The organism is Ferruginibacter sp. SUN002 (assembly GCF_050611725.1).
Lineage (GTDB): Bacteria > Bacteroidota > Bacteroidia > Chitinophagales > Chitinophagaceae > Ferruginibacter.
In genome coordinates, this window is sequence record NZ_JBODJB010000001.1 from 2,018,741 (window position 1) to 2,031,309 (window position 12,569).

7 protein-coding genes are annotated in these 12,569 nt (G+C 37.8%); 6 read left to right on the forward strand and 1 reads right to left on the reverse strand.

From position 1 onward, the window contains the following. Positions 1-10 precede the first annotated feature (10 nt). From ilvC to ACQ33O_RS09150, 6 genes are all read left to right on the forward strand, one after another. The gene (gene ilvC / locus ACQ33O_RS09125) at positions 11-1,495 is read left to right on the forward strand and encodes a ketol-acid reductoisomerase (RefSeq protein WP_430995263.1); all 1,485 of its coding nucleotides are present in this window, start codon (positions 11-13) and stop codon (positions 1,493-1,495) included. Positions 1,496-1,591: 96 nt separating this feature from the next. Further along, positions 1,592-2,845: a threonine ammonia-lyase IlvA gene (gene ilvA, locus ACQ33O_RS09130; protein WP_430995264.1), complete on the forward strand. Its 1,254-nt coding sequence runs from the start codon at positions 1,592-1,594 to the stop codon at positions 2,843-2,845. Between the two features lie 102 nt (positions 2,846-2,947). After that, entirely contained in the window at positions 2,948-7,459 is a 4,512-nt protein-coding gene (gene gltB / locus ACQ33O_RS09135; protein ID WP_430995265.1) for a glutamate synthase large subunit, read from the forward strand. A gap of 35 nt (positions 7,460-7,494) precedes the next feature. Continuing rightward, positions 7,495-8,970 carry a glutamate synthase subunit beta gene (locus ACQ33O_RS09140; protein WP_430995266.1) on the forward strand — a complete coding sequence of 492 codons (1,476 nt, stop codon included), beginning with the start codon at positions 7,495-7,497 and terminating at the stop codon, positions 8,968-8,970. A 331-nt stretch (positions 8,971-9,301) separates the two neighbouring features. Continuing rightward, positions 9,302-10,735, forward strand: a complete 1,434-nt coding sequence (locus ACQ33O_RS09145) for an ammonium transporter (protein WP_430995267.1) — start codon at positions 9,302-9,304, stop codon at positions 10,733-10,735. A 124-nt stretch (positions 10,736-10,859) separates the two neighbouring features. Then, positions 10,860-11,936, forward strand: a complete 1,077-nt coding sequence (locus tag ACQ33O_RS09150; protein ID WP_430995268.1) for an outer membrane beta-barrel protein — start codon at positions 10,860-10,862, stop codon at positions 11,934-11,936. 67 nt (positions 11,937-12,003) lie between these two features. Here the strand turns inward: ACQ33O_RS09150 and ACQ33O_RS09155 are convergent, their stop codons facing one another. After that, positions 12,004-12,555: a GNAT family N-acetyltransferase gene (locus ACQ33O_RS09155; RefSeq protein WP_430995269.1), complete on the reverse strand. Its 552-nt coding sequence runs from the start codon at positions 12,553-12,555 to the stop codon at positions 12,004-12,006. Positions 12,556-12,569 lie beyond the last annotated feature (14 nt).

Genomic DNA, 12,569 nt, shown 5'->3' on the forward strand with positions numbered 1-12,569 from the left:
AAAACTAACAATGACTAATTATTTCAACACATTACCGCTTAGAGAAAAACTAAATCAATTAGGTGTGTGTACGTTCATGGACAGAAGTGAATTTTCTGATGGTATCAATGCTTTAAAAGGTAAAAAAATTGTGATCGTAGGGGCAGGAGCTCAGGGTTTAAACCAAGGTTTGAACTTGAGAGATTCCGGCTTGGATGTATCTTATGCTTTACGTGCCGATGCAATCGCAGAAAAAAGACAATCATGGAAGAATGCTTCTGAAAATGGCTTCACTGTTGGAACCTATGAAGAATTAATTCCTACAGCTGATTTAGTAAGTAATCTTACTCCGGATAAACAACATACTTCAGTAGTAAGTGCAGTTATGCCATTGATGAAAAAAGGCGCAACGCTTTCTTATTCTCATGGTTTTAATATCGTTGAAGAAGGGATGCAAATTCGTAAAGATATTACTGTTATCATGGTGGCTCCCAAATGCCCGGGTTCTGAAGTAAGAGCAGAATATGTGAGAGGTTTTGGTGTACCTACCTTAATTGCAGTGCACCCTGAAAATGATCCTGAAGGAAAAGGATTGGCGCAAGCAAAAGCTTATGCAGTGGGAACAGGTGGTCACAGAGCAGGGGTTTTATTGTCTTCATTTGTTGCAGAAGTAAAATCTGACTTGATGGGTGAACAGACTATTCTTTGTGGTTTGTTACAAACCGGTTCAATTTTATCTTTCGATAAAATGGTTGAAAAAGGGATCGAAAAAAGTTATGCATCTAAATTAGTACAATACGGTGTTGAAGTTATAACTGAGGCTTTGAAACAAGGTGGTATCACCGGTATGATGGATAGATTGTCTAATCCTGCAAAAATTAAATGTTTTGAAATTTCACAAGAGTTGAAAGTGATCATGCGTCCGTTGTTCCAAAAACATCAGGATGATATCATGAGCGGTGAATTTTCAAGAGTGATGATGGAAGATTGGGCTGCAGGCGATAAAAATCTATTGGCATGGAGAGCTGCAACAGGCGAAACTGCTTTTGAAAAAACTCCGGCAGGTGATATGAAAATTGCTGAACAGGAATATTTCGATAACGCATTATTAATGGTTGCTTTCATCAGAGCTGGTGTAGAATTAGCTTTTGAAACAATGGTTGAAGCCGGTATCAAACCTGAATCTGCTTACTACGAATCATTGCACGAAACTCCATTGATCGCTAACACTATTGCACGTAAAAAATTATTTGAAATGAATCGTGTGATCTCTGATACTGCGGAATATGGTTGTTATTTATTTGATCATGCATGTAAACCATTGTTGGCTGAATTCATGAAAACAGTTGACACTGATATCATCGGCAAAAACTTCAATGCAGGTAAAGATGCAGGAGTAGATAACAGAGAGTTAGTTTTAGTGAATAAAGAAATTCGTCAGCATCCTATTGAGGCAGTTGGTGCAGTATTGCGTCAGGCAATGACAGATATGAAGACGATTGCAACGAATGCATAAACAGTTTTATAGGTTTAAAAGGTTTAATAGGTTGCAAAGGTTGTTGAAACCGGGGTAACATTTTGAACCTTTTAAACCTTTTAAACTTATTAAACAATGAGTGAAACTACAAATACATCAATCCTCGACTTCGCAGCAGCAGTGCAGCGTTTAAAAGGTATTGTTGTAAGAACTCCTTTGCAACTGAATCAGAATATCTCTAAAAAATACAACTGCAATGTTTATTTAAAGAGAGAAGATCTACAGGTTGTACGCTCTTATAAAATACGGGGTGCTTATAATATGATGAGTACTATTCCTGCAGAAAAATTACAAAAAGGAGTAGTATGTGCAAGTGCCGGCAACCATGCTCAGGGAGTAGCGTTTAGTTGTAAAAAATTAAATGTAAAAGGTGTTGTATTCATGCCCGTTACTACACCCAATCAAAAGATACATCAAACCAAAATGTTTGGCGGAGATAACATCGAAGTTAAATTGGTTGGAGATACTTACGATGATTGTGCAGCCGCAGCAAAACAATATACACAAGAGCATGATATGACCTTTATCTCGGCTTTTGATGATTATAAGATCATTGAAGGACAAGGTACAGTTGCTATCGAAATATTGGAAGATCTGAAAGACATTGATTATCTATTTGTACCGATCGGTGGCGGAGGACTAAGTGCTGGAATGGGTCTTTATTTTAAATCAACATCTCCCAAAACAAAAATAATTGGTGTTGAGCCTGCAGGGGCTCCCGGAATGGAAGTATCGATCAAGGCCGGACACCCTGTGACATTGGAAAAGATCGATCGCTTTGTAGATGGGGCTGCCGTAAAAAGGGTAGGAGACATTCCATTCAACATTTGTAAAGATGTTGTGGATGAGATCAGGTTGGTTCCCGAAGGAAAAGTTTGTACAACTATTTTGAAACTATACAATCAGGATGCGATTGTTGCCGAACCTGCGGGTGCATTATCGATTGCTGCATTGGAATATTATGCTGATGAAATTAAAGGAAAGAATGTTGTTTGCATTTTAAGCGGAGGTAATAACGATATCGACCGAATGCAGGAGATCAAAGAAAGGTCTTTACAATACGAAGGATTAAAGCATTATTTTTTAATTCGATTTGCACAACGCCCCGGAGCCTTAAAACAATTTGTAAACGATGTGCTTGGTCCTAATGACGACATTACGAGGTTCGAATATATTCAAAAAAATAATAAAGAGACCGGGCCGGCTTTAGTTGGTCTTGAACTGAAGCAAAGAAGCGACTATGAAAAGCTGATAGCTAATCTTAGAAAATATCAAATAAATTATACCGAATTAAAGACAGATGACAACGTTTTCGGTCTTTTAGTGTAGCGTTTTATGGTCTATGTCATGGAATTTTAACAATTATTAAGTAAATTCGCAGCTAACGATCGCTGCCGAAGAATAAAATTAAATATTAACTGTTTTATACTTATGGCAAATAACACTGGTTTATATTCTCCCGAGTTTGAACATGATTCATGTGGTATCGGATTTGTAGCCAATATTAAGGGGAACAAATCTCACCAGAATATTTCGGACGCTCTGACCATATTGGAAAATATGGAACACCGGGGTGCTACCGGAAGTGAAAAGAACTCCGGAGACGGAGCTGGTATCTTTATTCAGATACCTCACGAATTTTTCTTCGATGAATGCGTCAAATTAGGCGTACACCTTCCATCTTTTGGTAAATATGGCGTGGGGGTAGTATTTTTCCCTAAAGAAATCAAATTAAGGGAAGAATGCAGGGAAATTTTTAGCAGAGCTGCAGAAAAACTCGGACTTGAGATACTTTGCTATAGAAGTGTACCTGTAAATACTTCCGATATTGGCCCAACTGCTCTATCTGTTGAACCGGTAATTGAACATGTGTTCATCGCTTGCCCTGATCATATTAAATCTAATGACGATTTTGAACGTAAACTATTTGTTTTACGTAATTATGCAAGTCATACTATTACCAACACTGTTCGTAAAGATGCAATTGGTTTTTATATAGCATCCTTATCAAGCAAAACTGTTGTTTATAAAGGGCAGCTAAGAAGTATTCAGGTGAGAAATTATTTTACCGACCTTACTAACAAAAGAGTAGTATCGGCGTTTGGTTTGGTACACTCTCGTTTTGCAACTAATACTTTCCCTTCTTGGAAATTGGCTCAGCCATTCCGTTATATAGCTCACAATGGTGAGATCAATACGTTGCAAGGAAACCTAAACTGGTTAAAAGCTGGTGAACACAGTTTTGAATCGCCGTTTTTCACTCCTGAAGAAATTGAAATGCTTACACCGATTGTAGTTGGCGAACAATCAGACTCTGCTTGTTTGGATAATATGATCGAAATGCTAGTCCTTTCCGGCAGGTCAATTCCTCATGTAATGATGATGCTGATCCCCGAAGCATGGGATGGTGATGATAAAATGGATCCTGTAAAAAAAGCATTCTATGAATACCATGCATCTATCATGGAACCGTGGGATGGTCCTGCGTCTATTTCATTTACTGATGGAAAGATTATCGGTGCTACATTAGATAGAAACGGACTTCGTCCCTCAAGATATTGTGTTACACATGATGATAGAGTGGTAATGGCGTCAGAATCGGGTGCATTGATCATCGATCCAAAACTGGTAAAAGAAAATGGTCGTTTGCAACCGGGCAAGATGTTCGTTGTGGATATGGAACAGGGAAGGATCATCAGCGATGAAGAAGTTAAACAAACTATTTGTTCTCAAAAACCTTATGGTGACTGGCTGAATAAATACAAAATACGTTTGGAAGAATTGCCTGAGCCAAGAGTAATGTTTACTCATTTGGAACATGATCAGATATATAAATATCAAAAAGCATTCGGTTATTCGACAGAAGACCTTGATACGATTATTGCCCCAATGGCATTAGATGGTAAGGAGCCGATCGGTTCTATGGGTACGGATACACCATTGGCAATTTTAAGTGATCAGCCACAACACTTAAGTTCTTATTTTAAACAATTATTTGCGCAGGTAACCAACCCGCCGATCGATCCTATCAGAGAAAGATTGGTAATGTCTTTAGCAACTTTTGTTGGTAACAATGGTAATGTGTTGGTGGAAGATCCATTACACTGTCATACCGTAGCATTGAAACATCCTGTTTTATCTAATCACGAACTAGAGAAGATCAGGAGTATAGATACGGGTATTTTTCAGGCAAAAACATTACAAATATATTATAGGGCAGATGGTAAACCGGATTCTTTGAAAAAAGCATTGGATAGAGTTTGTCGTTATGCTGTAGATGCTGTTGAAGATGGATTTGAAGTATTGATATTGACCAACAGACCAATCGATTCAGATCATGCGCCTATCCCATCATTACTGGCTACAGCTGCAGTGCACCATCACCTTATTCGTAAAGGCTTACGTGGTAGTGTAGGGTTGGTTGTAGAAGCAGGAGATGTTTGGGAAGTGCATCACTTCGCATGTTTGTTGGCTTTCGGTGCAACTGCCATCAATCCATATCTGGCACTTTCGAGTATCCGTGACATGAAGTTGACCGGCAGATTGGATACCGATCTTGATGTAGAAAAATTAAAAAAGAATTATACCAAAGCAGTTAAAGATGGGTTGTTGAAAGTATTCTCTAAAATGGGTATTTCAACATTACAATCTTATCAAGGTGCACAAATATTTGAGATCATTGGTTTAAATAAAACGGTAGTTGATAAATATTTCACAGGAGCCGTATCCCGTATTGAAGGTATGGGATTAGATGAAATAGCAAAAGAGAATCTTGCTAAACATCAATACGCATTCAGTAAAAAAGATGTGCCCGTCGACAGACTTTCAGTTGGTGGGGTTTATCAGTGGAAACGTAAAGGAGAAGTGCATTTGTTCAATCCACAAACGATCCATTTGTTGCAATATTCAACCAAACTGAATGATTACAACACATTTAAAAAATATTCAAAGCTTGTAAACGACCAAAGTGTAAAAGCTTGCACGTTAAGAGGTTTATTTGAATTCAATCCGAACAGAAAATCTATTTCAATTGATGAAGTTGAGCCTGCAGAAAACATTTATAAGCGTTTTGCTACAGGTGCAATGAGTTTTGGATCTATATCGCATGAAGCACATAGTACATTAGCAATTGCAATGAATCGTTTAGGTGGTAAAAGTAATACCGGTGAAGGCGGTGAAGATATCATGCGTTATACACCACTACCTAACGGCGATAGTATGCGTAGTGCCATCAAACAAGTTGCATCAGCAAGGTTTGGTGTTACCAGCTACTATTTAACCGAGGCAGATGAGTTGCAAATTAAAATGGCACAAGGCGCTAAACCTGGTGAAGGTGGTCAGTTGCCTGGGCATAAAGTAGATGATTGGATCGGTAAAACCCGTCACTCTACACCAGGCGTAGGTTTGATCTCTCCACCACCACACCATGATATTTATTCTATTGAAGATCTTGCTCAGTTGATCTATGATCTTAAAAATTCAAACAGGGCTGCAAGGATCAATGTGAAATTGGTTTCTAAAGCAGGTGTTGGTACAATTGCTGCAGGTGTTACAAAAGCTAAAGCAGATGTTGTGTTGATCTCAGGTTTTGATGGAGGTACCGGCGCATCACCGATCAGTTCTATTAAACATGCCGGATTGCCTTGGGAACTTGGTTTAGCAGAAGCTCAACAGACGTTAGTACGAAATAAATTAAGAAGCCGTGTTGTATTACAAACAGACGGACAATTAAAAACAGGTAGAGATATTGCTATTGCAACTTTATTGGGTGCGGAAGAATGGGGTGTAGCTACGGCAGCGCTAGTGACCGAAGGTTGTATCATGATGCGTAAATGTCATTTGAATACTTGCCCGGTTGGTGTTGCTACGCAAGATCCTGAATTAAGAAAACGTTTCAGTGGTAATGCTGATCATGTTGTGAATCTTTTCAAATTCCTTACACAAGAGTTGAGGGAGATCATGGCTGAGTTAGGTTTCAGAACAATCAATGAAATGGTTGGTCAGGCTGATTGCTTAAAGGCAAAAGAAGATATCAAACACTGGAAATACAGTAAACTGGATTTATCTCCAATTCTTTTCAAAGAACCGGCGTTACCACATGTTGGTTTGTACAATACTGAAGTGCAAGATCATGAATTGGAAAATGTATTGGATTGGAAATTGCTAGAAGCGGCAAAACCTGCTTTAGAAAATGGAGAGAAAGTATCGGCCTCTTTCCCGATCATTAATCTGGATCGAACAGTAGGTACTATATTGTCAAACGAGATATCTAAGAAATATAAAGGCGAAGGATTACCTGATGACACGATTCATTTCAAATTCAAAGGTATTGCTGGTCAAAGCTTCGGAGCATTCAATGCAAAAGGTTTGACACTAGAACTGGAAGGTGGGGCTAACGATTATTTCGGTAAAGGATTAAGTGGAGCAAGATTGGTTGTTTATCCGAATAAACTGGCAAGTTTTGTTCCTGAAGATAATATCATTATTGGTAACGTAGCGTTTTATGGTGCCACCTCTGGTGAGGCTTATATCAGAGGGAAAGGTGGCGAACGTTTTGCTGTACGCAACTCAGGTGTAAGTGCTGTTGTAGAAGGTGTTGGAGATCACGGTTGCGAATACATGACAGGAGGTACAGTAGTTATTTTGGGTGATACAGGTAGAAATTTTGCTGCAGGAATGAGTGGTGGTATTGCATATATATATGATGTGAAAGGAGTTTTTGCAGAACAGTGTAATACAGAAATGGTCGATCTTGATCCTGTAGGAGATGACGATAAAGCCGGTTTATTGCAACTGATCACCAATCACTATAACTATACAAATAGCACTGTTGCAAAATTTGTAATAGACGATTTTGAAAATCAGGTGAAGAATTTTGTAAAAGTATTCCCTACAGATTATAAAAAAGTATTGCAGGCAAAAGCTGCAAAAGTTAAAGCATAGGATTTTAATTTTTAATTTTTAATTTTTAATTCGAAATGGGTAAACCCACAGGCTTTTTAGAATTTACGAGAGAATTACCTGCTAAACGTCCGGCAGCAGAAAGGGTAAATGACTACAAAGAATTTATTGAAAAGTTTACTGATGAAAAGTTGAATCAACAGTCTGGTAGATGTATGAATTGTGGTATTCCTTTTTGTCACAATGGATGTCCTCTTGGTAATGTTATTCCTGAATTCAACGATGCAGTGTATCGTAAGAATTGGCAGGATGCGTATGAGATATTATCATCTACCAATAACTTTCCTGAATTTACGGGAAGAATATGCCCGGCACCTTGCGAAACAGCTTGTGTATTGGGTATCAACCAACCGGCAATTACAATTGAAGAAATTGAAAGGCATATCATTGAAATAGCTTTTGAGAAGGGATATGTACAGCCTCAAAAACAAATTTCAAGAACAGGGAAGAAGATAGCTGTTGTTGGTAGTGGCCCTGCCGGGCTTGCTGCTGCAGCACAATTGAATGTAGCCGGCCACAGTGTTACTGTATTTGAAAGAGATGATCTACCAGGAGGTTTATTACGGTACGGCATACCTGATTTTAAACTAGAAAAATGGGTGATCGATCGCAGGGTTAAATTAATGGAAGAAGAGGGTATCACTTTTAAAAATAATACCAATGTAGGTGTTGACGTTACAGTGAACGATCTGGTAAGAGAATATCAGGCCATTGTACTTGCAGGCGGCTCTACCATACCAAGAGATCTACCGATTCCGGGTAGAGATCAGAAAGGTGTTTATTTTGCAATGGAATTCTTAAAACAACAAAACAAACGTGTAGCAAATATCCCAACCAAAGAAGAAGATATTATTGTTACGGGCAAGCATGTTGTTGTGATAGGTGGTGGTGATACAGGTAGTGACTGTGTAGGAACTTCTAACCGTCAAAAAGCAAAATCAATTACACAATTCGAATTATTACCTAAGCCACCTGCAGAGAGAAATGATCAAATGCCTTGGCCAACATACCCTATGTTATTAAAAACCACTTCATCGCATGAAGAAGGTTGTGATAGAAAATGGGCTGTAGCAACAAAAGAGTTTATTGGTGACGGTAAGGGTAATCTGAAAGCATTAAAATTAGTAGATCTTGAATGGAAGATAGTAGATGGCAGACCGGCAAGTTTTGTAGAGGTTGCAGGAAGTGAAAGAGAAATACCGTGCGATTATGCATTTTTAGCAATGGGATTTGTACATCCGCAACATGAAGGCGCTATTAATCAACTGGAAGTTGAACTGGATGAAAGAGGTAATGTAAAAGCAACTGAAAAGAACTATCAAACCAGTATAGCTAAAATATTTGCTGCAGGTGATGTACGCAGGGGACAATCTTTGGTAGTTTGGGCTATTAAAGAGGGTAGAGACTGTGCTCAGAAGGTAGATGAGTTTCTGATGGGGCAGTCGCTATTGGAAACAGCCGACGGTGATGCCATTTCCAGATACCTTGTCTAGATAATATTTTAATTAAATAAAAAAGGGTAAATTATAAAAATTTACCCTTTTTTTATTCACACTATGAATTTTGGGATTTTGAAAACTTAGCAGAAAAAATCATTTTTTTTGACAGATTTGTTAGTTTTTTTTGAATTTTTCCTGATCAAGTGCCGGAAAAATCATCTTTAAGCACAAATATTTATAAAAATGTATATAAAAAATTAATATTAAAAAAATATTAATTTGTTTTTTTTGATTGTCGAATGAGTTTTTGATTGTATTTTTGTTTTAACAACATATATAATTTAAATTATTGATATGTTGATTCCTTCACTAAAAAACAACTGATATGAGTAAACAATCAATCAAAAATGTGACTCCCTTTCTGATTCTGCTGGCAGTAGTAATCGGAGCGATCTTTGTAGCCCCAGGTGCCTCATTTGATCCGGCTTCTGTGGTTGATGAAGCTAAAGTTCCTAAGTACACCTACAATAGTGGCGATATTGCCTGGATGTTGGTGTCTTGTGCATTTGTATTCTTAATGACACCGGCTCTTGCCTTTTTCTATGGCGGTATGGTGGCACGTAAGAACGTACTTTCTACAATGATCAAAAGTACAGTTGCTGCAGGTATTATTTCAGTACTATGGGTGGTTGTACAATTCAGTCTTTGTTTTGGCGATTCAATTGGTGTAGTTAAGGATGCTACAGGTAAAGTTATTACCGGTGGATTTATCGGTAACCCTTCAACATTCTTTATGTTTAAGAATGTAATGAACGGCGAACCATGGTCTTTAGCTGCAACTATTCCTTTACCACTATTTGCATTTTTTCAATTGATGTTTGCGATCATTACTCCGGGTCTTGTAGTAGGGGCCGTAGCTGAACGTATCCGTTTTAGCTCTTATACTTTATTTATTGTTTTATTTGCAGTGTTAATATATGCTCCTTTAGCGCATATGGCATGGCATCCTGATGGATTGATGTTTAACTGGGGTGTATTAGACTTTGCAGGTGGTACCGTAGTACACATTTCTGCTGGTATGGCCGCTTTAGCAGGTGCTATTGTTTTAAAACGTCGTCGTTCAGTAGCTGCAGGTACTCCGGCAGTTCCGGCGGCTAATATTCCTTATGTATTGATCGGTACCGGTTTGCTTTGGTTCGGTTGGTTCGGTTTCAACGCAGGTAGTGCTGTTGGTTCGGGTTCATTAGCAGTTTATGCTTTTGCTACTACTAATACTGCTGCTGCTGCTGCTGGTTTGGCTTGGATGTTCTTAGATGTATTTAGAGGCAAAAAACCATCTGTACTTGGTTTCTGTATCGGTGCTGTTGTTGGTCTTGTTGCCATCACACCTGCTGCAGGTTTTGTTGGTGTGCCTCAAGCTTTGTTCATAGGATTTATTGCTGCAATCGTTTCTAACTTGGTTGCAGAATTCCTGAAACACAAAACAAAATTAGACGATCCTTTAGATGTATTTGCTTGTCACGGTTTAGGTGGTATCACCGGTATGTTGTTGACAGGTGTTTTCGGAGATAAAAATGTAAACTCTTTAGTATTAGACGGACAATTTCTTATCCAAGTAAAAGGTATGTTGTTGTCTGTTACTTATAGCTTCATAGTTGCTTTTATTTTATTTAAATTAATCAATTTCATCTTACCGTTACGTGTAACCGAAGAAGAGGAAGAAGAAGGCTTGGATGCTTCTCAGCATGATGAAAAATATGTACAAGGTACTTTGCTGGTAAAAACTGATTCTGGTTTAGTTGAAAAATCAGTAAGCTAATTTATTTATCAAGACTTGTTGATAAGTAAGTACATATTAAAAACAACCTAACATTATTTTTGCAAAAAAAGGGGGATTGTCTAGTCCACAATCCCTCTTATTTAACTAACCAAAAACTATAATTATGACAATGACAAAAAAACTTTCCTTTTCAGTGTTGGCTGCATTGCTTTGTATGAATGCCGTAAACGCACAAACGAAAATTACAGGATCTGTTGACGCTTACTATCGTTACAATTTTGATAATAATCCTGATGGCGGTACTTTAGGCAACAACAGCAGCACTAGCTTTGTTAGCGAACAAAGTACTTTCAACTTCGGTATGGCTTCAGTTAAATTTGAACATACTATGGGTAAAGTGGGTGCTGTAGCTGATCTGGGATTTGGTCCGAAAGCAGAAGAATTTTCTTATGCTGATGAAGGAACTTTATTAGCTGTTAAACAAGCTTATGTTTACTATTCAATCAGCGATAAAGTAAAATTAACTGCAGGTAAATGGGCGACTCACGTAGGATATGAAGTATTAGATCCTCAAGTGAACAAAAACTACACAATGTCTTACATGTTCACTAATGGTCCTTTCTCTCACACAGGTTTGAAAGCTGATTTTAACTTAGGTGATGGTGTAGGAGCAATGGTTGGTGTTGCTAATCCAATCGATGTTACTGATCCTTCTGATGGAGATGCTCCAAAAACATTACTTGCTCAGGTTAGTAAAACTTTCAGCAAAGGGTCTGTTTATTTGAACTATGCAGGATATTTCGGTGCTAAAAAATCTATGCCGTATGCAGCTAGTCTTAACCAAGTTGGCTTAACTGCTTCATATACTGTAGATCCAAAATTCAGCTTAGGTTTTGATGGTACTTTACAAAGCATTAAAAGCATTCCTGATGATAAATCTTATAGCTGGTATGGTGCTGCTTTATATGGTAACTATGCAGTTTGTAGCTCATTTGGTTTAGCATTACGTGCTGAATACTTTGGTGATAAAAACGGTATCAAAGTTTATGGTGATGGTACTGATGGTGGTAACAACATTTTTGGTCTTACTTTGTCTGGAAACTACAAAGTGGGTGGTTTAACTTTCATTCCTGAATTACGTTTAGATAATGCAAGTGAAAATGGTTTGTATTATAAAGCTAATGGATCTGATACCAAGAGCACTGCTTCTGCAGTATTAGCAGTTGTTTACAGCTTCTAATCTTTCAATTGTTTTCATGTTACACTAAAATATAGTGAGAGCCCTCTGATATTTATCAGGGGGCTTTTTATTTAAAGCTATCGGTCAATAAATAATATGCCTGCAACTGTTCGTTCGTTTTTTCAGTTACATATTGATGTGTAGTATCCGGAAGGAAATTATTTCTTTCTAAAACTTTTATTGATCGTTCATTTTCAGGAAAAACCATTGCAACAATTGTTTTAAAATTGAATTGTTTGAAACCCACAGAAAGCATTTCTCTAATAGCCTCTTGCATAAGCCCCTTACCATGATGGTCGGGATGCAACTCGTAACCGATCTCGGCAATCCCTTTTACATGATCTATGTTAAAATAACAAGTGGTGCCAATCAGTTCACCGGTTTCTTTAAGAATGATTGCTCTATAAAGTCCTTCATTTCTTTCAGTCATCTTTTCTATTCTTATAATAAAATTACGAGCATCTTCTATTGTAATAGATTTAGGTCTGTCGATATACCTGTTTACAATATCGTTAGATCTGATAAAAAGAATTGCCGAGTCATCCTCATGGATTAGAGGTCTTAATATTAACCGTTCGGTTTCTATTTGCGATATTGATGGAAGAGGAGTGTTTAACATGATCTGAATTGTAG